The 25027-nt window shown below is 36.3% G+C and carries 20 protein-coding genes, 1 tRNA gene and 5 pseudogenes; 9 read left to right on the forward strand and 17 right to left on the reverse strand.

Features of this window, described 5'->3' with window-relative positions:
* Positions 1 to 1402: 1402 nt before the first annotated feature.
* The 4 genes from ACFIJ9_RS06740 to ACFIJ9_RS06755 all read right to left on the reverse strand — a co-directional run bounded on the left by ACFIJ9_RS06740 (position 1403) and on the right by ACFIJ9_RS06755 (position 7206).
* The gene (locus tag ACFIJ9_RS06740; protein ID WP_375636305.1) at positions 1403 to 2356 is read right to left on the reverse strand and encodes a YbhN family protein; all 954 of its coding nucleotides are present in this window, start codon (positions 2354 to 2356) and stop codon (positions 1403 to 1405) included.
* Between the two features lie 15 nt (positions 2357 to 2371).
* The gene (gene ybaL, locus ACFIJ9_RS06745; RefSeq protein ID WP_375636306.1) at positions 2372 to 4123 is read right to left on the reverse strand and encodes a YbaL family putative K(+) efflux transporter; all 1752 of its coding nucleotides are present in this window, start codon (positions 4121 to 4123) and stop codon (positions 2372 to 2374) included.
* 99 nt (positions 4124 to 4222) lie between these two features.
* The gene (gene secD, locus ACFIJ9_RS06750) at positions 4223 to 6736 is read right to left on the reverse strand and encodes a protein translocase subunit SecD (protein WP_375636308.1); all 2514 of its coding nucleotides are present in this window, start codon (positions 6734 to 6736) and stop codon (positions 4223 to 4225) included.
* Positions 6737 to 6828: 92 nt separating this feature from the next.
* Complete coding sequence (locus ACFIJ9_RS06755) at positions 6829 to 7206, reverse strand: hypothetical protein (RefSeq protein ID WP_375629096.1); 378 nt, start codon at positions 7204 to 7206, stop codon at positions 6829 to 6831.
* Between the two features lie 181 nt (positions 7207 to 7387).
* Between ACFIJ9_RS06755 and ACFIJ9_RS06760 the strand changes: the two genes are divergently transcribed.
* The 4 genes and pseudogenes from ACFIJ9_RS06760 to ACFIJ9_RS06775 all read left to right on the forward strand — a co-directional run.
* Positions 7388 to 9763 carry a mechanosensitive ion channel domain-containing protein gene (locus tag ACFIJ9_RS06760; protein ID WP_375636310.1) on the forward strand — a complete coding sequence of 792 codons (2376 nt, stop codon included), beginning with the start codon at positions 7388 to 7390 and terminating at the stop codon, positions 9761 to 9763.
* Positions 9757 to 10029 carry a hypothetical protein gene (locus ACFIJ9_RS06765; RefSeq protein WP_375636312.1) on the forward strand — a complete coding sequence of 91 codons (273 nt, stop codon included), beginning with the start codon at positions 9757 to 9759 and terminating at the stop codon, positions 10027 to 10029. Before ACFIJ9_RS06760 ends, ACFIJ9_RS06765 begins: the two co-directional genes overlap by 7 nt.
* Before the next feature lie 563 nt (positions 10030 to 10592).
* Positions 10593 to 11600 (forward strand): outer membrane protein, encoded by a 1008-nt coding sequence (locus ACFIJ9_RS06770; RefSeq protein ID WP_375636313.1) that lies wholly within the window; start codon positions 10593 to 10595, stop codon positions 11598 to 11600.
* Between the two features lie 667 nt (positions 11601 to 12267).
* Positions 12268 to 12357: pseudogene (locus ACFIJ9_RS06775) on the forward strand (DUF4102 domain-containing protein); the annotation flags it as partial.
* Between the two features lie 94 nt (positions 12358 to 12451).
* Here ACFIJ9_RS06775 and ACFIJ9_RS06780 read toward each other — a convergent pair.
* Positions 12452 to 12610: pseudogene (locus ACFIJ9_RS06780) on the reverse strand (glycoside hydrolase family protein); the annotation flags it as partial.
* A gap of 104 nt (positions 12611 to 12714) precedes the next feature.
* On the opposite strand from ACFIJ9_RS06780, the gene ACFIJ9_RS06785 reads away from it, so the two are divergent.
* Positions 12715 to 13050: a type II toxin-antitoxin system RelE/ParE family toxin gene (locus tag ACFIJ9_RS06785; protein WP_372440016.1), complete on the forward strand. Its 336-nt coding sequence runs from the start codon at positions 12715 to 12717 to the stop codon at positions 13048 to 13050.
* A complete protein-coding gene (locus tag ACFIJ9_RS06790; RefSeq protein ID WP_375636315.1) occupies positions 13031 to 13351 on the forward strand; it encodes an addiction module antidote protein in 321 nt (106 codons plus the stop codon). Before ACFIJ9_RS06785 ends, ACFIJ9_RS06790 begins: the two co-directional genes overlap by 20 nt.
* 169 nt (positions 13352 to 13520) lie before the next feature.
* Here the strand turns inward: ACFIJ9_RS06790 and ACFIJ9_RS06795 are convergent.
* Positions 13521 to 13865, reverse strand: a pseudogene (locus ACFIJ9_RS06795) (phage tail sheath subtilisin-like domain-containing protein); the annotation flags it as partial.
* Here ACFIJ9_RS06795 and ACFIJ9_RS06800 point away from each other — a divergent pair.
* Positions 13865 to 14178: pseudogene (locus tag ACFIJ9_RS06800) on the forward strand (YqaJ viral recombinase family protein); the annotation flags it as partial. The pseudogenes ACFIJ9_RS06795 and ACFIJ9_RS06800 sit on opposite strands and share 1 nt — an antisense overlap.
* A 68-nt stretch (positions 14179 to 14246) precedes the next feature.
* A pseudogene (locus ACFIJ9_RS06805) lies at positions 14247 to 14451 on the forward strand (helix-turn-helix transcriptional regulator).
* Between the two features lie 99 nt (positions 14452 to 14550).
* On the opposite strand, the gene ACFIJ9_RS06810 reads toward ACFIJ9_RS06805, so the two are convergent.
* The 8 genes from ACFIJ9_RS06810 to rpmH form a co-directional block, all read right to left on the reverse strand.
* Positions 14551 to 14635 (reverse strand) — tRNA-Leu (locus ACFIJ9_RS06810).
* Positions 14636 to 14747: 112 nt separating this feature from the next.
* Positions 14748 to 15368, reverse strand: a complete 621-nt coding sequence (locus ACFIJ9_RS06815; protein ID WP_375636317.1) for a 2,3-bisphosphoglycerate-dependent phosphoglycerate mutase — start codon at positions 15366 to 15368, stop codon at positions 14748 to 14750.
* Positions 15369 to 15396: 28 nt separating this feature from the next.
* Positions 15397 to 16209, reverse strand: coding sequence for a 4-hydroxy-tetrahydrodipicolinate reductase (gene dapB / locus ACFIJ9_RS06820; RefSeq protein WP_375636318.1), 813 nt, complete (start codon positions 16207 to 16209; stop codon positions 15397 to 15399).
* 1242 nt (positions 16210 to 17451) lie between these two features.
* Positions 17452 to 18144, reverse strand: coding sequence for a glutathione S-transferase family protein (locus ACFIJ9_RS06825; protein WP_208439566.1), 693 nt, complete (start codon positions 18142 to 18144; stop codon positions 17452 to 17454).
* Positions 18145 to 18282: 138 nt separating this feature from the next.
* Positions 18283 to 18927: a ribosome biogenesis GTP-binding protein YihA/YsxC gene (gene yihA / locus ACFIJ9_RS06830; RefSeq protein WP_375636319.1), complete on the reverse strand. Its 645-nt coding sequence runs from the start codon at positions 18925 to 18927 to the stop codon at positions 18283 to 18285.
* Positions 18924 to 20762: a membrane protein insertase YidC gene (gene yidC / locus ACFIJ9_RS06835; protein WP_375636320.1), complete on the reverse strand. Its 1839-nt coding sequence runs from the start codon at positions 20760 to 20762 to the stop codon at positions 18924 to 18926. Before yidC ends, yihA begins: the two co-directional genes overlap by 4 nt.
* Complete coding sequence (rnpA, locus tag ACFIJ9_RS06840; RefSeq protein ID WP_015856278.1) at positions 20752 to 21144, reverse strand: ribonuclease P protein component; 393 nt, start codon at positions 21142 to 21144, stop codon at positions 20752 to 20754. The genes yidC and rnpA overlap by 11 nt, the downstream gene beginning before the upstream one ends.
* Positions 21145 to 21261: 117 nt before the next feature.
* Positions 21262 to 21396, reverse strand: a complete 135-nt coding sequence (gene rpmH, locus ACFIJ9_RS06845) for a 50S ribosomal protein L34 (RefSeq protein WP_005864709.1) — start codon at positions 21394 to 21396, stop codon at positions 21262 to 21264.
* 603 nt (positions 21397 to 21999) lie between these two features.
* Between rpmH and ACFIJ9_RS06850 the strand changes: the two genes are divergently transcribed.
* Positions 22000 to 23061 (forward strand): Mrp/NBP35 family ATP-binding protein, encoded by a 1062-nt coding sequence (locus ACFIJ9_RS06850; protein WP_375636322.1) that lies wholly within the window; start codon positions 22000 to 22002, stop codon positions 23059 to 23061.
* 397 nt (positions 23062 to 23458) lie between these two features.
* Here ACFIJ9_RS06850 and ACFIJ9_RS06855 read toward each other — a convergent pair whose 3' ends face one another.
* The 3 genes from ACFIJ9_RS06855 to ACFIJ9_RS06865 form a co-directional block, all read right to left on the reverse strand.
* Positions 23459 to 24250 carry a pyrroline-5-carboxylate reductase gene (locus ACFIJ9_RS06855; RefSeq protein ID WP_375636324.1) on the reverse strand — a complete coding sequence of 264 codons (792 nt, stop codon included), beginning with the start codon at positions 24248 to 24250 and terminating at the stop codon, positions 23459 to 23461.
* 55 nt (positions 24251 to 24305) lie between these two features.
* Positions 24306 to 24551: a hypothetical protein gene (locus ACFIJ9_RS06860; protein WP_015856281.1), complete on the reverse strand. Its 246-nt coding sequence runs from the start codon at positions 24549 to 24551 to the stop codon at positions 24306 to 24308.
* A 103-nt stretch (positions 24552 to 24654) separates the two neighbouring features.
* The gene (locus tag ACFIJ9_RS06865) at positions 24655 to 25023 is read right to left on the reverse strand and encodes a YraN family protein (RefSeq protein ID WP_375636343.1); all 369 of its coding nucleotides are present in this window, start codon (positions 25021 to 25023) and stop codon (positions 24655 to 24657) included.
* Between the last annotated feature and the right edge of the window lie 4 nt (positions 25024 to 25027).

The raw sequence follows: 25027 nt of genomic DNA on the forward strand, positions 1-25027 counted from the left end.
CGTATTGTTTTTTTAAATCGCAATTGGTAAGGAGAAGTTTCTTACCGACAATTGTGCTATTTAAAGGGGTATAAAAATCAACAGTTTTCACTTCTTTTAATATAAATTGACTAAATTTTTTTGGATTTTTAGCATATTGTTTAAAGATAGAAGAAACTTTACACTTTAGTTGTGTCAGCAGCGTGGATATTTTTTGATAACTCTCCCACTTAAACAAAAGATCTCTGTAATAATCATCAGTATTCCAAGAGGGTGAATCAAGATAAAACAAAGTAGTTAGCTGGACATAACAGGAATAAAATTAGATCAGTTTAATGGTTTAAAACTAATACCTGCTAAACGACAGAAAATAAGCTTTAATAGGGCTTTAAGTTTTAGAATATTAAACCGTGCGGTTACGTTATACTGTCTTTCCGTTAGCTTAACCGTTAAAAATATAAACATTAAGAAAGCTGCTCAGAATCATTATAATATATTGATTTATAATAATTAATTATTCTTTGTTTGAGAAAACTTTACTGCCATAAACTTCTTTTGTTTTAATCTCTCTTATAATGAATTAATTAAACTCATTTATTTTAATGAATTAATTAAACTCATTTATTTGTGCATTATAAATGGGATTAACGTGTGGATAAAGACTATTAAAGAAAAGCATAAAAATGATTCTTATTAAAGTTCTTAAGCGTTAAAAGTTATCACAACATTGGAAAAATAGTATAATGGTGCAGGCTTGCTCTTTTATTAAGTATAAAGATGATGGTGCAACAATGGCTTTACTATTATCCATTTACGGGTGTTATTGTGTAATGGGGAAGAGCACTGAGAGAGGTTTCTTAAAAAAGGTATGTAAATTGGCAACACGATGGTGTTTTTTCTTTGAGAGGCTTGATTCTATTAAAGAACGTGACAAACAAAAGCGTGACACAATATGTATACACATTATTCCTATATTTTTGAGAGATGAAAATTTTGTAAAGTTTTTCCTTGTATTTTTATATGATCGTTTAGGAAAAATTCTTTTATTAAAAGGGTTCTTTAAGTATTCTTGATTTATATAATTTTTCTTTTTTAAATAATAAAATGAAGTTATTTTCAGATAGAGGTTTTTAAATTTGAGTATTTGTTTTTTGCAATGATGTGCTTTATCCAACATAAAAATCGATTACATAATAAAATAGTACTTTTAATATTCAAGTTTATGGGAGTTTTTTTGAAGGAAAATAGATAAATATTTCTATATTTTTCGTAAAGTAAGATTCTTATAAAAGGGGACCTTCAAGTTTCAATGTAAAAAAGATAAATAAAAATAATGATTGTATTAATTTACATATACAATCGATTAGCATGGATGATAATCCTTTATAGGCACACAAAAAAGAAGTAGTTGATAGCCTTTTATTTATTCAGGAGGTGTTTTGGGGGCTCTTTTCCAGTATTGATGCGCTTCAAAAATGGCGACCACAAATAATGAAATGATAAGCGGTATAATCAAATAAAACATTCTAAAGACAATAAGTGCTGCAATAACATCGGTTGGATTTATATTGGGCATGCCTGTTATGAAGAGAGCTTCAAGAACTCCTACTCCTCCTGCTGGAGCATTGGAGAGAAGAGTTATCGTAAAAGATGCTAGGAAAACACCAAGAACAGAGATAAAATGAATATCTGCGTTGTGTGGGAGAACAGCATATATAATTCCTGCTGCTCCTAAAAGCTCTAAAGGGCTAATGAGAAGCTGTTGAATAACAATTTTTAGCCGTGGATAGGAAAGTTGAATTTTCTTACCCAAGCGTAAGGGTTTTAACTGAAGCCAGCTGCCAAACGTATAAAGTGCTATACAGCTGAGTAAAATTGCTCCAACCGTTGTTCCTAGCCATTCAGGAAGTTCTTTATGAATGAGGGTGATAATTTCGGGTTGTAGCACCAAAACGATTCCCAAAAGTAAGACTGTGCCGATTACAAAAGTAAAAGAGCAGAAACCTACTAATATTGCGATTTCTGTTCCGTTTAATCCTTTCATTTTATAGGCACGATAGCGCACAACGGCACCAGAAAAAACTGAAGCACCGATATTGTGTGAAAGAGCGTAGGTTGTAAATGAACATATAGCGATAAAAACCCAAGAAATTTTATGGCCTAGATGTTGCAAGGCAATTCGATCATATCCAGCAAGAGCAGCATAAGCTAGGAGAGAACATAAGCAGGCTAATAACCAGTGCTGTGCATTTAAATCGCTCAAGCGCTCCAATACATCCCCAAATGAAATGGCAGAGAGTTTCATATAAAGAATCCGAATAGATATCAGCATTGCTAAGATACCAATCAATGGCCATATAAACTGCTTTATTTTCACGATTCTTTATCCATTTTATGTTTTCTGTAAATTTTCATGATTGAGCATATTCTGTACAGATCTTCGTTCCATTATATACTCTATGATGCCATTGGCAATTTCTTCATTATCCGTTACTACAACATCAGCACCTAAATCAATGAGATATGTTGTTTCTATGTCGGATAATGCATGTGTGATTATCTGGATATCTTTCTTCATATTCCTTATATTAACGATACATTCTCCTACTTCAATGGTGCTTAGCATTGTAATAACAACTTTATCTGCATTACTTATATTTGCTGCGTTCATTATTTCTTGTTGAATGATATTGCCGCAAATAGCCTCAAAGCCATCTGCAATCGCTTTATCAGAGAGGCGTTTTGATTCTTCTACGATCACTATAGGTTTACCTCTATTTATTAAAGATAATGCAACACACTTACCAATACGACCATAGCCAATAATTACGATATGGTTATTTTTTAAGGTCATCGGCAAAAAATCTTGGTCAGGATCTTGTGGATCAATATCAATAATTGTTTGGGTATTTTGTGAAGATGCAGAATTTTTTTCTAGACGTTTTTTAATTTTATTACAGGCAATGAAAACAAGAGGATTGAGCAAAATAGAAAAAATTGCTCCTCCAAGAATTAAATCATGAGCGTCATTGTTTAAAAGTCCTAAGCTTAAACTTAAACCAGCAAGGATAAAGGAAAATTCTCCGATTTGGGCAAGGCTTGCAGAAATAGTCAAAGCTGTTGCATTAGAATAGCGAAAAGCCTTAACGATGAAAAAGGCAACAGCAGATTTTCCGATTACGATAATGAATAAGGTTGCTAAGAGAGGAAAAAAATGAGTTAAGAGTTTCTCTGGGTCAAATAACATGCCTACAGAAACAAAAAAGAGAACAGAAAAAGCATCGCGCAGTGGTAAAGATTCTTCCGCGGCACGGTGGCTTAATTCTGATTCGCTCATGACCATACCAGCAAAAAAAGCACCAAGAGAAAGAGAAACACCAAATAAATGAGCGGCTCCGAAAGCCACTCCTAATGCAATAGCAAAGACGCTAAGACGAAATAATTCACGTGATCCCGATTGTGCGCTCATTTTTAAAAGCCATGGGATAACGCGTCGCCCAATGACGAGCATAAGTGCAATAAATACAATCACTTTCAGGATGGTGAGACCAAAAATACCCCAAATACTTAAATCCAACCATTGAACAAGAGGATCCAACGCTTCTTTTTTGGTGTTGCTGAGGGCACTTGCCAAGGAAGGGATGAGGACAAGTATAAGGACCATTGCTAAATCCTCAATAATCAACCATCCAACGGCAATGCGTCCTTTTTCTGTTTCAATAAGATGACGCTCTTGCAAAGCACGTAGAAGGATAACAGTACTTGCTATGGATAAAGCAAGGCCGAAGATCAAACTACCACCGAAGCCCCAGCCCATAATCAAACCAAGGCACAAACCTAGAAAAGTAGAAAATGCCATTTGTGCAATAGCAGCGGGGACAGCAATAGCTTTGACAGATAAAAGATCTTTTAATGAAAAGTGGAGCCCAACACCAAACATCAGCAAAATAATACCAATTTCAGCAAGTTGATTAATGATGACGGAATCTATTTTAAATCCGCCTGTATTGGGTCCCACAATAACACCGGCTAACAAATAGCCTACAAGTGGTGAAATACGCAAACGGCTAGCAATCATTCCCAAGAGAAATGCTAAACATAAACCTGCAACAATAGTTGTGATAAGTGGTGTGTCGTGGAGCATGGATTATTTACTATTCTTGATCAAAAAGCGAATGAATGAAAATGACTATATTTCTATGAGAAGAGAAGCGAAATGTATCATACGTATTAAAGGGCATTTTTATTTCACTTTGGTATTTGCACGATTATTTCGCTCACGCCACCAATTTCCTAGCAGGAGTAAAATAGGAGCAGCAATAAAGATAGAGGATGATGTTGCAATAATAATCCCAAAGACCATGGGCAATGCAAAATTATGAACAGCACTTCCACCCCATATCGCCATGGGGAGCATAGCAAGAATTGTTGTGGCTGATGTAAAAAAACAACGTACAAGAACCTGATTAATTGACAGATCAATCAGCTCGCGCAACGGCATTTTTTTATAAAGACGCATATTTTCGCGCATCCTATCATAGACGACAACTTTATCATTTATAGAATATCCAACAATTGTTAAGAGTGCAGCGATAGCCGTTAAATTAAAATCAAATTGAAATAAAGCAAAAAAGCCAATCATTTTTGTGGTGTCTAGAATGAGAGTGATAATTGCTCCAATAGCAAAGAACCATTCGAAGCGTAACCATATATAGAGAGACATGGCAATAGCCGCAAGGATAACAGCAGTAAAAGCAGCTGTGGCAAGCTCGCCTGAAATTTTGGGACCAACAACTTCTATTTGATCGAATGTGGTATCGGGATAGATATTTTGTACAGCTGTTTTGACCTTATCAATGGCGATGGTTTGTTGTGCTTCGCTACCGCTTTGTTTCTGCATGCGAATTAATACGGTGTTTTCGTTATCAATATTTTGCAAGGTAACTTCACCAATATTAAGAGTAGAAAGCTTGGAACGCAGAGTTGCTAGATCTGCTGGTGCTTTCGTGGTAATACTCATTTGGCTTCCGCCAATGAAATCAATTCCGAAGTTCAATCCAGGCTTAAAAAAGAGAAAGACTGAAGCCATTGATAAAACAATTGAGACGCCAATACCAATGAAACGTGCTTTCATAAAGTGGAAAGTTGTGTTTTCTGGCATGATGTTGAAAGCAGAGTGAATATGCAATTTTTTAATTTTCCATTTACGAACGATCCAAATCATGATGATGCGTACAATGGTGATATTTGTAAACATGGAGATGATAATACCAAGCAACATTGTTACGGCAAAACCACGAACGGGACCGGTACCAAACCAAAATAGTAAGACAGTCGCTATAATTGCCGTAACATTTGCATCAACAATGGTTGCAAAAGCGTGTTTAAATCCACGATCTAGGGCTGCAAAAGCACTCACACCTTTTCGACTTTCTTCACGGATACGTTCATTGATGAGAATATTAGCATCAACGGCAATACCGATGCCTAAAATAATACCAGCAATACCAGGTAGCGTAAGCGTAGCTCCCAAAAGACTCAGTGCAGCAAATGTTAAAATCGTGTGCAGAGCTAGTGCTATATTGGCAATTAATCCCCAAATGCGGTAGAGAAGAAAAATAAAAATTGCAACAAGAATAAAGCCAATTATGCCGGTGTAAAGTCCCATTTGGATGGCATCAGCACCAAGATTTGGACCTACGGTTCTCTCTTCAATGACCGTGAGTGGTGCGGGGAGGGAACCAGCACGAAGCAGAGCAGCCAGAGTTGAGGCTTCTTTGGGGTCAAAGTTTCCTGTAATTTGACCTTGTCCATTGGGAATGACACTATTGATGGTAGGAGCGGTTAAAACCTTATTATCCAGAACAATGGCAAAAGGACGGTTAATATTTTGTCGTGTTATATCGGCAAATATTTTTGCACCAGCGGAATCTAGAGTAAATGAAATAATGGAACGCCCTGGTATTTGGGGGTCAAAACCTGCACGGGCATCTTTCAGGACATTTCCATCTAAAGCGATTTGATCATAAATTGCATAGTGTTGTGTTGCATCAGTATATCCAGGAAGAATAGAAACACCTATAGGGGGATTATTGGGGTCCACATTAGAAGGAACAAGATGAAAACTCATCTTAGCGGTTGTTCCTAAAAGATCACGTAGTTGTTTTGGATCTTGTAGTCCGGGCAATTGGACCATAATACGATCATTTCCGACCTTTTGGATGGCTGGTTCTGAAACACCAACTTGATCTATACGGCGACGGATGATTTCTAAGCTTTGTTCAATAGCATTGCTTACACGGTCTTTTATACCAGCTTCCGTTAATGTGACGCGGAGAGTTTCATTTTGAGCACTGATCTTGATGTTATGTTCTGTTGTACCAAAGCTACTGTGTATGGGGGTTATTAATGTTTTCAAAGCAGAGAGTGCTTTTTCAGTTTGCGATGGATCAGAAATAAGGGCAATAATGCTATCTTCAACGATACGCACACTTGAGGTGCGGATTTGTTTTTCACGCAATACATTGCGTACACTGCCTAAAACTATGTGTAACTGATCGCGTTTTAACGTTTTGCTATCAACCTCGAGCAGGAGAGAAGAGCCTCCTTGAAGGTCAAGACCAAGTGCTACACGGGTGTCGGGTAAGAATTTCGAGTTTTTAACTTGTTCGTATGAAAATAAATTGGGCAAGGCAACATAAATGCTGCTTAAAAGAATAAAACAATAAAGGGTAGTTAACCAACCAGGTGTACGCATGATATATTCCGCTAATAGGCAATCTAACAGTTATTCAAAGTTAAAAGCACAAGTAAAATAAGATGATCGTTTTATAATTCAAGGAAGAGAATTTAAGTGTGTTCATTAGGAGGAGCGCGTTTATTTGAGAAATATTGCGTTTTAACGCTACGAAATCGTGTATCAATAGCTGGAATCTTTATTAAAAAGAAATCCAATGTTAGGATTTTTTGAAAGGTTCTCGTAAAAATAGATTCTGTATGGAGTGTTACAAGTTTTTTGTTTTCAGTTGTGGTAACATTCAACTGATTACATTTATTGTGTAAATCAAATCTATTCGTTTTAATGATATTATTGGTGTGTGATTGTTTGATTAAATAAGCACGCGTTCCTAGGTTGCTCGTCAAGAATACACCTAAACTGGATAGAAAAATCCAAGTTGTCAAAGGAAGAAAATCTTCTTTTTTGCAATAGAGGTGCAAAAAACACATGCTAGAGTGCCTTCTTTAATCTTATTGAGTTCAGCTTATTTATTATCCTTTTCTCTTATTATCAGTATTATAGGATAAGGGAAAGCTTTTATAAGATTATTCTACAAAAGTTGAAAATATCTGCTTTATACCATATTAAGGAGGGGGGGGATAAAATCCTTTTTGTGCGCATAAGGTCGATATGTATTCATTTTGTAGAGAAAACATCCACATACTTTTCCTTCTTTTGGGGATTATCTTTGTATTTAATTCTGGTGCATGGGGGAATAGGGGGGCACAAAATACAATTGTCGAACAAACAATAGATTCTTATTCAGTTGATGAAATTATTCAACAACAACAGTTGATTATTGAGACTCTTGAAGAAAATAGTGAAACTTTAAAAAGAGATTTTGACAGAAAGTCAGAAGATGAGCGTTCTTTAGAAGAATTGCGGTTACGTGCACAAGATATCAGTGAACGTGCTATTGAGGCAGCATTTGTTTTGCGTCTTCCTCTTAATGAGATTAATACACTTCTTGATCAATTAACGGAGATCCATCGTGACGTAAAAAAACTGAAAAGCTCAGTGAAAGAGTATTCTTACTTGATAGAGCAAAAAGCTAAAATTAACAGTATCATGCTTCGTTTTGAAGAAATTTTCTTAGCGGCAAATAGAATAGCTGAACTTTCTATTTCTCAATCTCGGGAGCTTTTTAAACGCACGCTTACGTATAGGCTTGAGTTTTCGATTCCGATGGTTAAACAGCTCGCCCAAAAAACAAAAGAGGCTTCATCAGATTTTCTTTTGTTGTTAAATTATTGGTGGAATTTTGTATTTTATTTCAAGTTGTTACAACTATTTCTTTCCTTTTTAATTCCACTTTTTATCACTTTGGGTCTTTCGTATTTTTCTCGAAAAGTTCTTGTTCATGTGTATTGCCACTTTAGGAAGTCTAATGAGGAAATATCTTATTTACAACGCTTATTGATCGCCTTTATTTCAGTTCTCTTACCTTCGCTTATATGTACTCTTTGCGTTTATCTTGTGTTGTTTTTGTTTCGTAGTTTTAACTTAGATCTAGGTAAGCTTACAACAGTTTTTGATATGATAGGTTGTCAGATTATTTTAGTATTTTTAATCAATCGCTTAGCAATTGTTCTTTTATCTTCGAATATGCCCCATGCGCGTCTTCTCAGTATTGCACCATCGTCTGCTTATCAATTAGTGATTTTACTCACTTCTTTAGCGGGTGTGTTGGCATTTGATGCTGTTCTTGATAGTATTTATCAAATCATTTCAGCGCCTCTATCTTTGACAATTGCTAAAAGTTTTATTGCTGTTTTTCTTGTAGCGATATTGCTGTTTATAATATCATTTGTACCTTTGCGATTTAGACGTAAGCGTTTTCAAGGAGAAAAAAAAGAACCATACTTTTGGCCATTTTATATACGCATTCCTCTTATTGGCTTGGGGTTACTGCTCTTTGTGTTGAATCTTTTAGGTTATGTTGGTCTTGCACGTTTTATTATGCAGCAAATTATGATTGGTGGAGCATTTTTAGTTCTCATGTATTTAGGAATACAAAGCGCTCAAGCACTTGGAACTAAAGGCCAATTTATGAAAACAACGGTTGGTCATCTTTTGATGCAGAGGTTTCATTTAGAAGAAAAAACGATGAATCAATTGGGAGTTTTTGTGAGCGTTTTTCTCAATTTATTTGTTGTTGTATTTTGTGCAATGCCAATTGCTGTACAGTTTGGATTTTCCTATTCTGATTTGAAAGCAGTATTGTGGCAATTGGTTACTGGTTTTCAGATTGGAAATATTACTCTTTCTTTGATTTCTATTATAACAGGAATTATTTCTTTTTGTGTTTGCTGGTTTCTTATTCGCCGATTTATTGGTTGGTTAGATAGTGTGGTGTTGGTTCATGGAGAATTCGATTCTGGTATACGTAATTCTATCAAAACAGTGATAAGTTATGGAGGCGTTGTTGTGTCTGCTTTGACGGGATTGTCAATGGCAGGTTTGGATCTTAGAAATTTCGCTCTTATTGCTGGAGGACTTTCACTTGGTATAGGTTTTGGTTTACAGAATATTGTCCAAAACTTTGTCTCTGGACTTATTATTTTAGTTGGAAGACCATTTAAAATAGGAGACTATATAGAATCTGGATCAGTAGGTGGTGTTGTTAAGCGTATTAGTGTGCGTGCAACGGAACTTGAGACCATTCAGCGTAAGACGATTATCATTCCCAATTCAAGCCTTATTAATAACAACGTTAGTAATTGGACTAGACGTAATAAAGTAGGACGAATTGATATACCAGTTACTGTATCATCTAAAGTTGCTCCAGAGCATGTTGCTGAAATTTTGTTGGAGATTGCTTTTGCGACAGAAGGCGTTTTAAAAAATCCTACCCCGCAGGTGAGTTTTACAGCATTTGATCATAAGAGTTTTTCCTTTAATTTAGCTATTTATGTGCCTAATATTACCTCACCTTCTCATGTAACCAATGCTCTTCGATTTGTCTTATATAAGCGTTTTGCTGAGGAAGGAATCTTAGAATGCTGAAATATATTTATGCTTTGATTACAGTTATTCTGTTGAATATTTTTACCATAACAGCTTTTGCCGCAACAGTGAAGAATACAGATTTAAAGGTACAATCTCTCGTTGTTATCGAGGGAAGTATACCTTCAAAAGTTTCTTTAAATACTCATCAAACAATTACAATTTGTATGAAGGGATGTTTTATAACTTTTCCTAATAAAGACCGTTTTGCAATAAAGGCAGATGATAATATAGAAATCAGTCGGGGAAGAGCAATTTTTAAATAAAATGATTGAGAATTTTTATTTGGAGACAAGATTTAGAAGGATAATGATATTGTCGTATTAATAATCTCATCCTTTAGAAAATGGTAGAAAAAAGGTATGATTTTAGTATAAAATGGGTGTATTTTTTAATACTATGTAGAATCTACAGTATGCGTTTTGGATATAAGAATATTGAGGTATTTATAATATTTTTAATGAATATCGATTTTTTAAAAAATAGTTACATCACTTTTAGAATTTTTCTCACGAAAAAAGGTGTAAAATATACTATTTTGTGATTTTTTTGCGTTTGTTTTGATACACAATGTTTTATATTTCATCATTTAAAAAATATAATAAGTATTTTTATTAAATATTTATTATTTGGAGTATTCATTATTCTAATATTTTAAAATTTATTTGATAATATTAAATTTTGATGTAAAGATATATTAATCTAGTGATAGATTTAAATGTAACTATAAAGGAGTACATGCGATTTTGCAGCATAAGAATTTATAAAACTTTGTTTTTCTAAATGTGATTTTTGATTATATTTAAATTTAGCAATGGGGTATAATTTTATGAATACAAAATTTATAACAGCATCTGTTTTTTCTTTAATTTCACCTTCTATAGTACAGGCTGCAGATGTGGTGGCTCATGAAGAGCCAGTACATGTTGCCTCAGAAGTTGTTGCTTCTTCACCTTTTTCTTGGGCAGGTATTTATTTCGGGGGGCAAGTGGGTGGCTTTTCAAGTAAGACTTCTGCGATAACGCGTGATGTTAATATTCCTCTCTATCCTGATGAAGAGAGTAAAAGTAAACCATGGATACCCGTCGAGAAACAGTATATGCCTGAGCTTTCTGGATTTATGGGTGGTTTTTATGCGGGTGTTAATTTTGATCTCGGTAATAATTTTATTGTGGGGATTGATACGGATATTCTTTTAACGGAAAAAAAGGATACAAAAACAAGATTTCAGGCTGATGAATCGAGTGTTGGTGGCCCTGGCACTGGTGGATCGGGTACTGAAGGATCGGGTACTGAAGGAGCGGGTACTGAAGGAGCGGGTACTGAAGGATCGGGTACTGAAGGAGCGGGTACTGAAGGAGCGGGTACTGAAGGAGCGGGTACTGAAGGAGCGGGTACTGAAGGAAAAAGTCGAAAAAGGGCAAAACTTGTCAGTAGACAGGGTAGAGGATTGTCTCGCTCTGTTGCAGAGGATAAAGACAGTTTAACTTTTAATCATACGTTAAAACAAAAATGGACAGGTGCTACACGGGTGCGTGTTGGGTTTTCTGCGGGGCGTGTGATGCCTTATATTGCTGGTGGTATTGCTTATGGACAGTTTCAAGATATTTTGTCGACAGTAATTACGGGAGGTGAGCCCTTTAATAGGACATCGGATGCAACAAAAACGATGATTGGTTATACTCTCGGTGGTGGTGTTGATTTTGCAATGACAGATCATCTTGTTGTGCGTGCGGAATATCGTTACTCAGATTTTGGTAAAAAGAAATTTAAAGACGAGATTGAAGTTAAGTATAAGACGAATGATTTTCGCGCAGGAATAGCTTACAAATTCTAGTTGTGTAGGATAAAGGAGCTTAAATTTAAGAGGTCCTATCTCTTTGATAGGGCCTTTATTTTTTAATGTTATGCATTGTAAATGCTATTTTATGGTGAAGAAAGGGTCTTTGATTTTGAGTGATGATGAGGAGATAAGAAAGAATTATTTAAATTCTTAATTGTTAAGAATGAAAATTCTTTGGTTCACAAGGTATAGTTGAAATATTTATTTGCAAAGAAGGAATGATTCGTTTTTTGCATTATTACGTTATCGCATGATAATATCATTATAGCGTTAAAAAAGTAAACTTAAAGATCATTTTTCTATCTAAACAATTAGAAGATAAAGAAAATTCACATAGAGTGATGCGGATGGTGTGCACATTTATGCACCAATTTTTTCCCTTAGAATTCTCTACAATATCACCTGATAGTGCGGTTTATCTTTTTTCTATTTAATAACTAATTGTTTTTATTTTATTTATTAAATTTTCTTTTTATATAATCTTGGTATCAGATGAAAGTGCTCCAAGCGCGATTCAAAAGGTGGCTTTTAAAAGGTGGTTCGAAAAATAAGAACATGTGATAGACTATTAGTCTTATCTGTAAAAAATCTATCTAAAGGCAAATATGCTGACAGAGCTGGTTTATGGCTTATAAAAATTGCATCAGATCAAGGATGATGGATTTTTAGGTTTGACCTCAATAAAAGACGACGAGAAACGGGGTTAGGCTTTTGTAGCAATGTATCTTTAAAAGAAGCACGGTTCAAGGCTTCAGCTTGTTATGACTTTTGGGATCAAGGAATTGACCCAATTCATCAAAAACAAAAGAAAATTTGCGTCGGGCAAGGGGGGTATTTCTTTACGAGAAATTGCCTCCGGCACTGTTTGTATGTCTATAACCTATTGTCCACACCCCAATGGCATCTTTATAGGCGTTCAAACGCAAATCTTCCCATTGTTTAATGAGTGCAAGTCCTTCTGATGATATTTTCGCATATGCTTCTTCATAAAAAAAGCTTCGCAAAAAGCAGAGCTGGGTTAAAAAATTGACATCTTTCTCATTCGAAAGGATGGCTTGTTAAAACCTATGTAGCTTTTTCACTGGAACAAAATAATGTATTTGACAGTATTTATTCTGTATCTGATAAGACACAACTATTTACAGTGTACAAAACAAAATACTTTATGAAATTGCTAGATTATTTAAAAGATGAGATTGCGCAAGCACATGTTGTTACATGGATTGCAAGAATAGAAACAGGATTTCTTGGTAACGCAAAATTCTTTCGTGGAATTGGAGAATTAAAAATAAATCGCGGACTAGGCTATCGTGTTTATTTTTTCAAACAAGGAAAAGAGATTATTTTGTTACTTAATGGCGGCGATAAATCTACTCAGCAAAAAGATATTGAAAAAGCTCTTCAATTAGTAAAGGAAATAAAAAATGGAAATCACCAAGTTTGATACAAGGGAATATTTCAAAACGCCTGAGACTCAGAAAATTCTTTTACAAGATGCTCTTGAAAGCAAGGATAGCAAGTATCTTGCGCATGCTCTTGGCATAATAGTGAAAAATCAAGGAATGAGTAAAATCGCTCAAAATACAGGGTTATCAAGAGAGTTTCTTTATCGTTCTTTAAGCGACAAGGGTGACCCACGACTTTCTACTTTTCGCAGTGTTTTGAGTGCTTTAAATTTGCAGATTAGCTTAACGTCTATCCAAAATAATTGTAAGGAACAAGCGGCTTTAGAAGAAGCAGCTTGATCTGCTTCCCACTTTTAAAGATGGGGGAAGGGAGGTACTTAAGCAACCTTTTTAATGAGGGGCTCTACATCTGGTTTATAACCTATCATGTATCCTCTTTATCCATATGGATGACGCTTTCACTCACGTCACTCATGTAGTTTTTTTTGATATTGCGGTCGACAGCCTATAGATGCTCACGCAAAATGGCGTCATTGATCATATCGTCGGTTCTCACCACCGATAAGAAAGCAAATTTTGTATCACTTGAAAGAGTGCAATTGCCCCAAAGACGATAACCGTTTTCGCGGATAATTGTTGTGATGGTTTGTTCATTGAGAAGGTTGGCGCGGCTTGATCTATCATCAATGGAAAAATCAATTGGACGCGCAGTTCCAACAATGCCATTGATTACTTTGTTTTAAGGAGAATGCCAAAAGCCATGTGTAAAATCAGTTTTAGCAATGATATTTGTAACAGCTGCGCTTGCTGGCTATTCTACGATTTCTCCATCACGATTCACCTTTACAAAAGGGGCTTATTGGAGAAGACGGTTTAATTGAAGTCAAATGTCCACAATCAACGACCCATCTTCGTTTTTTGTGTATGACGAAATCAAGCCTGAATATCACGCGCAGATGCAATTCCAAATGGCATGCATAGGATGCAAATGGTGTGATTTCATTAGCTATAATCCAAACTTTGTAAGTAAATCTACTGGTTTGAGAATGAAAATCAAACGCATTCTCCGTGATGAGAAACACATTGAAGAGATTAATAAAACTGTTGAAACCTTCTTAGCGGAAATAGAACAAGAGATGCAAAAGATTTTGACAAAAGCTGCTTAAACCTATGGGGGGTCTTCCCCCAACACCCTCGCCCATTTGTATAACATAAAAAAGAGAAAGGTAATGAGATGATATTTGATGATGGAGATAGATATGTAACAACCCGTGAATGTGCAAAGCTTTTTAGTGTATCCACAACCACGATTTGTAATTGGGTATTTCAAAGGGGTATTTCCAGAACTATATAAGCTAGGTAGAGCAGTGAGGTGGAGAAAGAAAGAGATCTTAACCGTCACTCCAAAGAAAAATAAGGAGAAAATAGGAGTAAATTAGGTAAAGTTGTATAAACCGTAGAAGGCGGTTCAAAAGGTGGTCTTAAAATGGTTATTTAAAGAAAAAAATCTATGTATTTCAATACATTAAAGATTAAAATGGTGCCCAAAAGAGGACTCGAACCTCCACGCCTTGCGGCACAGGTACCTGAAACCTGCGCGTCTACCAATTCCGCCATCTGGGCTCATAAAATTGATCTAAGCGTATGAAGCAATTCTGTCAATGAAATTATAGAATTTATTTTTTTGCTTAAAACGATTGAATTAAATTTTTTGGGAGATCATGATTTTAGAAGTTTAAGGTGTGAGGACTGTCTTTGATAAAATTGTTGAATCCGGATTAAATGTATAAATAATAGGAATGCCGGTCGCTAATTCTTGAGATATAATTTCCTCACCGGAGAGACCTTCAAGCGCCATAATAAGAGCACGAAGAGAGTTTCCATGCGCTGCGATCAAAACAGTTTGGGAGCGCAAAATATGAGGCTGGATATGGTAAAGATAATAAGGCCAGATGCGCGCACCGGTGTCGCGTAGGCTTTCTCCATTCGGAGGCGCAATCGTATAAGAGCGGCGCCACATTTGCACTTGCTCTTGCCCCCATTGTTGGCGTACTTCATCTTTATTTAAACCAGAAAGATCACCATAATTACGTTCATTTAATGCGGGATTTTTTATCACTTCTAAATCTGATTGTCCCATTTGCTCTAAAATGTACTGAGCCGTTTTTTGAGCACGCTGTAAGGCAGATGTATAAGCGATATCAAACTTCAAACCATATTCTTTCAGTTTTTTTCCTGCTGCTATCGCTTCTGCATGACCTTTTTCTGTTAAATCGGGATCTTTCCAACCGGTAAAAAGGTTTTTGAGATTCCATTCACTTTGTCCATGACGAATTAGTACAAGTATGCGTTCCATTATGAATTGCCTCTATTCTATTGATTGTTTAAAATTCATCGTTCAATCCCAAAACATCGAGCATGGAATAAAGACCGTTTTCATGATTTTTTGCCCACAAAGCTGCTTTTAATGCGCCATTGGCAAAGATAGAGCGTTCTTGCGCTGTATGTGAAAGAATAATGCGCTCATGGGAACCGGCAAAAATGACACTGTGTTCTCCAACAACTGTTCCACCACGTGAACAAGAAAAGCCAATGGAGCCTTTTTCGCGTTTACCTATATGACCATTGCGTTCGTTGACACGCACATTTTTAAGCATAACATTGCGCCCTTCAGCTGCTGCTTGGCCAAGAAGAAGGGCTGTTCCAGAAGGGGCGTCAACTTTGTTCGCGTGATGCATTTCATAAACTTCGATATCAAAATCATCGGCGCCTAATGCTTTAGCGGCTTTCTTTACAAGGTTGGCCAAAAGATTTATTCCAAGGCTCATATTTCCGGATTTGACAATTGTTGTATATTTCGCAAAATCTGCAATTTTTTCTTCTTCTGTTTTGCTAAATCCTGTGGTGCCAATAATATGGACAAGACTTTTTTGAGCAGCGTAGTTAGCATAAAGAATACTGGCTTCTGGTTGAGAAAAATCTAAAATACCTTCTGTGTTAGAAAAGGCATTTTCAGGATCGTCAGTAATGCCAATTCCAAGAAAATCTGAACCAATTAAGGCACTGGCATCTTTTCCTACAAACGGTGAGCCTTTGCGTACAAGAACAGCACAAAGCTCTACATCTCTCCTTTGTTGGATTGCTGTAATGAGTTCACGTCCCATTCTTCCATTTGCACCAACAACTGTAAGGCGCATTCTTATCTCCTTATGACATTTCACTGTGCAGTATAGGCAAATTCTTGCCTTCTTTCCAATAGTTCTTTTTCTTTATAGGAAAAAATTTTTCCTGTTTTAATTTATCTTCTTGTGCTGTAAAACACTGTTGTTTAGAGAAAGTAATATAAGATCTACAAATTTAAATAGAGATGTTTTTCGTTAGAGTGTGTGATGAATATTCCTAAATAAGGTTTGCTTATGAAACCTAATGAAGATTGTGTATTACTTCACGTTTTTGTTTCTTTCGTTCTTTAAGGGGAGGGGCGTTCTTCATGCAAAACAAGATCTCCCAAACAAATACACTTATGTTGTCAATTCATGCGCTTGTCTTAAAGAAATATTTCTCAATACTTCTAAACTTATTTTATGATAGTGCTCGTGAGTGGTATCACGAGAGAGTATCCATGAATAATATAAAATCTATTCTGCGCCACTATCTTTATGCTTCATAAAAGAGAAAATTAGCACTACCGTACGTTTTGTTAGCCTTTAATGTTTTAACAATCCTTGGCACTTAGGCATTTCCATTCTTTTCTTTAATATTTTTTCACGAACCAATTCCATGTGTGACGCATAAGCAAGCGATTTTGATTGTTTCAAATTTGATGAAGGTAATGAGAAAAAGGTATTTGGAATTGATGATTCAAGTTAAAAAAAAGATTATTTAATCATTTTATATCAATATGTTATCTGCTAATAAAATCACGTAAAAGAGGTGTAGAAATAAGGGGACAACAAGAAGTTGGATTGTTTATACACGAGAGTTGGTCGGATTCTTTATCTTTTAGGAAAGTCAGTTGAAAAAATTGTTATGTTGTAAAAACGCATGATGAGGCTTTGTTTATTATAGAGCAAAGAGTATATGTTATGCAATGCGTTTTTTCATATATTGGGGAGAATGGAGGATAACATGCGTTAAGTATTGTTATTTCATTTTCCTAGCTTCCAGTGATGCTACAGCTCTTATATTTAAAGAGAGTCTTTAAAATCCTTTCTTATTATTCCTATGCTAATCTTTTTTGTGACACGTCAAGAAAGTGATTTTTTCATGCATTATAAGGGGGGATAAAATAAGAAAATATTATGGGGGGCTTATTCTCTGTTTAATATGATTCTAAATCAATGTATTATCGTATTGTTTATACGCATGCATAAAAATTCATAAGCCTATAAATATCCTTTAGATAAAATATCGTTTTTACTTTTGTTTGTGGGAGAAGGCTAGAAATCAAGATCTGCATAGTGAGCACTTGCAACAATTCCGCGGACGCGATCTGTTAAAAGAGAACGAAAAGAAGGGCGTGATTTAATTCTCATATACCAGTCTTTGGCAGCAGGAGATTGTTCCCAGTCAATTTCCCCTAGAAAGTCAAGTACAGAAATAGAGGCTGCTGCTGCTAGGTCTGCATAGGACAAGGCAGAACCGACTAAGCTATCGCGAGAGGCACAGAGCCAGTTGAGATAGTTCATATGTGGTAAAATATTGGCACGTGCATTGCGTAAAATTTGTGAATTAGGAGCACCACCACCAATGGCAAGTGGCATTTCACGTTTATGGATTCGTTCTCGTACGATATGGCGCGTTGCTTCATTTTCGAATTTATTTAAGAACCAGTCATTGAGACGGCGTACTTCCGCACGATCTAAAGGATTTTCCGGAAAGAGCTTATTGTCTTGTCGTAAACTTCCATGTGTTTCGTCTAAATATTCGCAGATAACAAGAGGACCTGATAATGGAACCTCGTGTTCATCGAGAAAAACAGGAACATGACCAGCGGGATTGAGGGCTAGAAATTCGTGTCTTCTTGCCCATTCATATTCTTCAATCAGTTGAGTGGTTACACCATATTCCCCAAGAATGAGGCGTATGAAGCGCGAGGCAGCGGATAGGGGAGAGTGAAAAAGTGTCAGCATAATTTACACTATCAAATAGAGTTGATGAGAATTCTTTCAAGTAATCATTTTTATAAAGATGCTTGACTAGAAGTACAAGATCATTAGCAGCTGCTAGCAATTATAATTAATAAATTGTTAATAATGGCAATTGTTCTTTTATGCGATGGTTTGCAAAATGGCAGCACGTAATTCTTCTAAACCGAGAGCTTTTTCTGAAGAGGTTACAAGAAGCTCAGGATAAGCTGCCGGACGTTTGAGAAGCTTTGTTTGTGTGCTCATAATTAATTTTTCCAAGGCATTTGATTTGATTTTATCGCTTTTTGTCAAAATAATTTGATAAGAAACGGCTGCTTTATCAAGGAGAGCAAGAACATCTTCATCATTATTTTTGATTCCGTGCCGTGAATCAATTAAAATATATACACGTTTTAATGTTGTGCGCCCCCGTAAATAGCTAAAAATCAAATTTGTCCACGCATCAACCAGATTTTTAGGAGCAGCAGCGAAACCATAACCAGGCATATCTACTAATGCTAGAGGGGGAAGATCCCCTAGCTGCCCACTGAAGCCATCGGGGACAAAATAATTAAGCTCTTGAGTCCGTCCTGGTGTATTTGAGGTGCGTGCTAAGCTTTTTTGTTGGACGAGTGCGTTTATTAAAGATGATTTTCCAACATTGGAACGTCCTGCAAATGCAATTTCTGGTGGTCCTTCAGGGGGAAGAAAGCGTATCGCTGGTACACCACGAATAAAAATCCAATTGCGAGAAAAAATTCCAGAAAGGGAAGAATTTCTTGTCATTCATGCACTTCTTTTTTGGGTGATCTTCTCCACATGGCTTTCAGATTATCAAAAAGCTCAATTTTCACTCCTTGGCGCTTCATCATGATACCTTGCTGAATGATTGATAATATATTGTTCCATGCCCAATAGATGACGAGACCAACAGGGAAAGAGGCGAGCATAAAAGTAAAGACAACAGGCATCCATGTGAATATCATCGCTTGGGTTTGGTCTTGAGGAGCGGGATTCATACGCATTTGTAAAAACATCGTTATTCCCATAATCAAAGGCCATGCACCAATCATAAGAAATGTTGGCGTTGTATACGGTAAGAGACCAAACAAGTTAAAAAGAGAAGTTGGATCAGGTGCCGCTAAATCTTTAATCCAGCCAAAGAAAGGGGCATGGCGCATTTCAATGGTTATATAGAGAACTTTATAAAGAGCAAAGAATATTGGGAATTGAACCAACATTGGCCAACAACCTGCAAGGGGATTAATTTTTTCGGTTTTATATAGTTCTATTATTGCTTGTTGTTGCTTGGTTCGATCATCGGGATATTTTTCTTTTATTTCTAGCAACCGCGGTTGTAGAAGCTTCATGCGTGCCATAGATTTGTAAGATTTATTGGCTAGAGGAAAAAGAAGAGTTTTTAAGAGCACTGTGACAAGAAGGATGGCTATACCAAAATTTCCTGTTTGTTTATAAAGAATATCAATGAGAGAAAACATTGGTTTGGTAATGAAATCAAACCAGCCCCAATCAATTAAAAGAGCAAATTTTTTGATTTTTAGGTCATTTTGATAGTTATTAATAATTTCAACTTGTTTTGCACCAGCAAAAAGACGATTTGTAATAGTTTTTGTTTCATTTGGGGCAATCGTTAAAAGCGATCCTAGCAAGTCAGACTGATAATGCGTTTGCAAACGATCAAAATAAATAAAACGGCTTGTATATTCTTTATTTTGCGGGGGAATAACTGCTACAGCCCAATATTTATCGGTAATACCAATCCAACCTCCTGTTACTTTTGAGAAAGTCATGCTCTTTTGCCCATTATCAGGATTCGGGTCAAGCTCTGCTAAGGTTTTATATTTTTCAGTTTTGAGCGAATCTCCTGCAATACCTATCATACCTTCATGAAGTAAATAGGTTGCATTTGTATGTTCTGGTGGTGCTGCACGTGCAACGCGGGCATAGGACGAGAGATATATTGGTTGATCACTTTCATTGCTGATAGAATCTTCAATGGTAAACATGAAATGATCATCAACAGAAAGAATACGCCGGAAGATCTGTCCTTGTCCATTATTATAAATTAAAGTGATGGGTGTTGAAGGAGTCAGGATTGTATTGTTTCCCTCTATTTGCCATTGTGTATCCGATTGTGGCAAAGCTTTTGCTGGTAAAGATGCACTTGCAAAACCAAATTCAGCAAGGTAGGTCGTTTTGAAACCCTTAGGATTCAGCAAATCGATTTCCGGTGATTTTTTATCGACTGTTAAACGATATTTTTTGAGGTGAAGATCATCAAATTGTGCACCAACAAGATTAATAGAGCCTTCCAGTTCATTGGTTTTGATCGCAATACGCTTTGTTTTGGCCAATACAGCTTTCCGGATTTCAGGTGTCATTGGCTGTTCGATGATAGATGTTGCTTGATGCGTTGAGGTATCGTCAGAAAAATTCGTCGTGGTAGTAGAAAGGGTTGATTGTTGTTTTGACAATTGCTGTGTGATGACTTGTTGTTTTTGTAACTTTGCTTGTTTGGGAGCAACATGAAGAAATTGCCATGCGATGAGCACTACGAAAGATAAGCCAATAGCGATAAAGAAATTGCGGTTATATTCCATCCGTACACCCTTGTTGTTGTTGCTGATGTTTTATTTTTGGTTTTATTCGCCGATTTAATTCACTAATTAAGGATGTAAAAGGCGCATGTAACGCATCACGATATGCTACAATGACATAGTCTGTTCCTGCTTCCATGTGGTTTGTTACACCAACTCTTACGGCTTCACGCAAGCGCCTTTTGATACGATTACGCTTCACAGCATTACCGTTTTTACGAGTAACAGTGAAGCCTACACGTGCAACAAGAGAATCTTTTCTTTCTGTTGTTTGTTCACGAGATTTAACTTCGAGCAAAAATAAAGGACCACGCCGCTTTTCTCCTGTACGGACAGCCAAAAAGTCTGCTCTTTTGCGAATACGGCAGGGATGTTTTTTCTTCATAAAAGAACATTTCGCAATTTCACTAAATGCCTGCAAGCAGGCATTAGAGGTTCATAACAAAAGTTTCACAACGAAGAAACGGTGAGCAATCCTCAACGGTTGTGAAAATTTAAATGGTTAAGCAGAGAGCCGCTTACGTCCACGAGCACGTCTTGCAGCAATAACTTTACGTCCTCCAGCTGTAGCCATGCGTGCACGAAACCCATGGCGGCGTTTACGGACAAGTTTAGAGGGTTGGTAAGTACGTTTCATTTATTTAAATACCGCGGAGTGCGGCCCTTCTTAATCTTCGTTTTATGAGCAGTTATGCGCGAGATGAACGATTTTATCCTATCATACGGCTGTTAACCCATAAGGAAAAATATAAAAAAAGTCAATCTTAGATTGTTTTTCTCTTAGATTGTTTTTCTCGCTCTTGAAAGAATACAAAACACCTTATAATTGTCTGTGATACTTTTTTTACGATACTGTAAGAGTGTCAGAAATAACGATTGAGTCTATAGAAAATAAATGACTAGGGCGTTAAAGAATTAAAGAAAGTGTGACTGATTATTGTATACTCAATTTAAAGTATCCTTTAATATTAAAATTTTTTTCAGTTTTTGTTTTTACAAAATTTTTATCAGAACATTCATTAAAGTGGTTGTAGACAAACACGATTGATAGGATTTTATAGCAGATTTTATGTTTGAGATTCTTTATTTAAGGATGGTTTCATATTTTTAAAGAGAAAAGATATAAGTAATTTATACTTTATAATTTTGAGTAAAGTAGAAAATTATCAGGTGATGAACCTGTAAGTATTTTTCGTTCTTATGCTTATATTTGCTGGTATTTTTATAGAGAGGAAAGAACGTGGATTCTATTACAAGTGAGGCTGTCCGCAACGTATTACGTAAAATCAAAGGACCAGATCTTGAAAGTGATATTGTGTCGTTGGGGCTTCTTTCAGAAATATTGATTGCTGATGGTAAGGTTTTTTTTTCCATTACAGTTCCTGATGGAGGTGTGCAAGAATGGGAATCATTGCGTCGTTCTGCTGAAAAGATGGTATGTGCTTTGGAGGGAGTGGAATCTGTTGTTATCACACTTACAGCAGAAAAAACAACAAAGGCAGCACCTAGACGGAGAGCAAATCTCTTACCTATCAAAATGCCCATAGAAGGTGTGCGGCATGTGATTGCTGTTGCTTCTGGAAAAGGAGGGGTCGGAAAATCTACGATGGCAATAAATATCGCCTTAGCTTTACAAGATTCTGGTTTCAAGACGGGGGTGATGGATGCTGATATTTATGGTCCATCTTTGCCGCGTTTGACAGGACTTGTTAATCAAAAACCACAGCTCATTGGAGAAAAAAAGATTCAACCTCTTGAAAAATTCGGACTTAAATTGATGTCGCTGGGATTTTTGGTTGAGGAAGAAAAGCCGGTAGTATGGCGTGGTCCTATGGTTATGGCAGCGGTAACGCAATTGTTACGAGACGTTTTATGGGGACCTCTGGACGTTTTAGTCGTTGATATGCCGCCCGGTACAGGGGATGCACAACTAACGCTTGCACAACAGGTACAATTAACAGGTGCGTTAGTTGTCTCTACGCCCCAAGATCTTGCTTTAGTGGATGCGCGTAAAGCAATAGAAATGTTCATGAAAGTCAATGTTCCTATTTTAGGAATTATTGAGAATATGAGTTATTTTATCGCTCCTGATACGGGAAAACGCTATGATATTTTTGGCTATGGTGGTGCACGGGCAGAAGCGGAACGTCGAGAAGTCCCTTTCTTAGCGGAAATACCGCTTGATGCAGCTTTACGATTTTCTTCAGATGAGGGGATCCCTATTTTTGTTGCTAAGCCTAGTAAAGAGCATACTAAACTGTATCGTAAAATTGTTGATCAAATAAAAAATCAACTCTTTTAAATGGATATTTGTTTGAGAAAGTTTATTAAAACACAATCATGGAAGACGTAAAAATAGTTGCTTCTTTGTAAGGGGAGGTTTTAATGTGTGAGTGGAGTATATAGGTTAAATAAACAAAAAATTATTCATGCGTTTGGATAACCTGAAGGGGACCCAAATTAGAAGAGATAGAGCCATGAGGTAGAAAAAAATATTGGTATTGAGGATAAAAGAAGAAGACAGAAAATAAAAATAATTTAGAAAAATTGTAAAAGGTTGTAAAAAATATTTTAAAAATCAATTCTTTTCATAAGATGGTATCTTTTTCAGGTGTAAAAAGCATTTTTCGATATGAGTTTTCTTGATATAAATCTTCAACATTTAGCTCTTTCTTATTGAGATGATAAAAAAATGTTGGTCAAGTCTTTTTAGAAGCATTCATTTTTTGCAAAGTAGCCTCAAGAGCCGTTGTTAAAGCATTCCTTCCCCCTTGATGAGAAAAGTAATTTGACAAAAATTCATTTGTTCCACCCTTTGTTGAAAACTCTTTTTCAAGCAGTGCAAAATCGAGAAATGCAGAACGATTCGTTGCTATAATTTTACGCATTTCATCCGTAAGATTTCCAAACATCATGGTAAGGAATTCTGCTGATTGCTGTTTTTTTAACCCCTGTGTTATAAACCACTGATGGGCTGTTTCTATAAAATTAAAATATACTCCCATCAGAGAACCAGCTGTCATAAAAAGATTAAATTGCTCTTCCTTATCCAGCACCAATGTGCCCCCCAATGCATCAAATAAAGTGCGTAAAAAGGGATGATCGGGATAGACTGGTGTCAAATTTTTGCATTCTGCAACAAAAGGTAATGGAACAGCACGATAAACTTTATGATTAATCCACTCTTCTATTTCTGCTGCTTTTGCCATAGCAAGTACGGAAATAACCAGCTGTTCTGGACGAAAATGAAGAGAGCGCAAAACGCCTTCTGCAATTTGGTTGGGCAAGCAAAGAAAAACACAATCACTAATATCGAGCAACGCTTGGTTATTTTCAGCAATTATAACTTTATCATAAGTGTTTGAAAGGCGCTCTGCTGTTTGTGCATTGCGAGGTGAAACAATAATGGAAGAAACATCAAAGGTGCTTGTCATGAGTCCATTCACCATTGAAGCACTGATTGTACCCGTTCCCAAAAAGCCAAGTTTCATTTCTATTTCTCAGTTTTATATTTTAAAAGGAATCTCAATCAACATTTCAGGTGTTTTAACTAACATAAGCGCTAATTGAAGAGGCAACACATATCATAGCAAGAATAATCAAGCCCAAATAGATTTTTGGTTTGTCAAAGAGAACGGCAAAAGCAGAAAACCAACCAACAACAGCTGCGGCTAATGCAAATAAAAAACCTGGTTTATTCATAAGTACAATATGCATTGCCATTAAACCACCAATAATCAGCGCTCCAAAAACAATGAGTAAACCTGTTGCAAACTTTTCATAATCATCCATATTTCACTCCTTATAGCGCTCAAACGGTTACACACTTTTTAACGCATATGCACATAAAAACGAAATGTTTTTTATTGAGTATGGTTAAAATGGGGGCTGCCTCTTATTGATTAGATGTAAAAAATGCAGGGATATGCTGTGGCCAACGCCAAGGTAAAATTGCAATCAAATCAAAGCGTACAGATAAAAGGGCATAATCTTTTTGCCGTGCGAGCCAAATATCGGCTGCTGCCTCAATTCGCTTTTCATTCATTCGGGAAACCGCTTCCATTGCTTCAGCCAACGTTGAACGTGCTTTAACTTCAACAATTAACACAAGATTTCCACGTCGTGCAATTAAATCAATTTCCCCACATTTTGTTTTAAAACGCATTTCGGCAATGTGAAACCCTTTACAACGTAGCCACCAAGCTGCCAATTTTTCTGCACGGATCCCTCGATAAAAAGACTTTTGTCTGCGTTTTTTTTGTATCATC

The sequence above is a fragment of the Bartonella sp. MR90HLJMH genome (assembly GCF_042194115.1).
Classification (GTDB): Bacteria; Pseudomonadota; Alphaproteobacteria; order Rhizobiales; family Rhizobiaceae; genus Bartonella; species Bartonella grahamii.

Excerpts from the sequence above, each read along its gene's own strand:
- dapB (WP_375636318.1), bottom strand. The coding sequence starts at position 16,209 with ATGCGCCTTACAGTTGTTGGTGCAAATGGAAGAATGGGACGTGAACTC.
- ybaL (WP_375636306.1), bottom strand. The coding sequence starts at position 4,123 with ATGCTCCACGACACACCACTTATCACAACTATTGTTGCAGGTTTATGT.
- secD (WP_375636308.1), bottom strand. The coding sequence starts at position 6,736 with ATGCGTACACCTGGTTGGTTAACTACCCTTTATTGTTTTATTCTTTTA.
- rnpA (WP_015856278.1), bottom strand. The coding sequence starts at position 21,144 with ATGAAGAAAAAACATCCCTGCCGTATTCGCAAAAGAGCAGACTTTTTG.
- ACFIJ9_RS06855 (WP_375636324.1), bottom strand. The coding sequence starts at position 24,250 with ATGAAACTTGGCTTTTTGGGAACGGGTACAATCAGTGCTTCAATGGTG.
- yidC (WP_375636320.1), bottom strand. The coding sequence starts at position 20,762 with ATGGAATATAACCGCAATTTCTTTATCGCTATTGGCTTATCTTTCGTA.
- rpmH (WP_005864709.1), bottom strand. The coding sequence starts at position 21,396 with ATGAAACGTACTTACCAACCCTCTAAACTTGTCCGTAAACGCCGCCAT.
- ACFIJ9_RS06815 (WP_375636317.1), bottom strand. The coding sequence starts at position 15,368 with ATGGAACGCATACTTGTACTAATTCGTCATGGACAAAGTGAATGGAAT.
- ACFIJ9_RS06860 (WP_015856281.1), bottom strand. The coding sequence starts at position 24,551 with ATGGATGATTATGAAAAGTTTGCAACAGGTTTACTCATTGTTTTTGGA.
- ACFIJ9_RS06760 (WP_375636310.1), top strand. The coding sequence starts at position 7,388 with ATGTATTCATTTTGTAGAGAAAACATCCACATACTTTTCCTTCTTTTG.
- ACFIJ9_RS06765 (WP_375636312.1), top strand. The coding sequence starts at position 9,757 with ATGCTGAAATATATTTATGCTTTGATTACAGTTATTCTGTTGAATATT.
- ACFIJ9_RS06770 (WP_375636313.1), top strand. The coding sequence starts at position 10,593 with ATGAATACAAAATTTATAACAGCATCTGTTTTTTCTTTAATTTCACCT.
- ACFIJ9_RS06825 (WP_208439566.1), bottom strand. The coding sequence starts at position 18,144 with ATGCTGACACTTTTTCACTCTCCCCTATCCGCTGCCTCGCGCTTCATA.
- ACFIJ9_RS06755 (WP_375629096.1), bottom strand. The coding sequence starts at position 7,206 with ATGTGTTTTTTGCACCTCTATTGCAAAAAAGAAGATTTTCTTCCTTTG.
- yihA (WP_375636319.1), bottom strand. The coding sequence starts at position 18,927 with ATGACAAGAAATTCTTCCCTTTCTGGAATTTTTTCTCGCAATTGGATT.
- ACFIJ9_RS06790 (WP_375636315.1), top strand. The coding sequence starts at position 13,031 with ATGGAAATCACCAAGTTTGATACAAGGGAATATTTCAAAACGCCTGAG.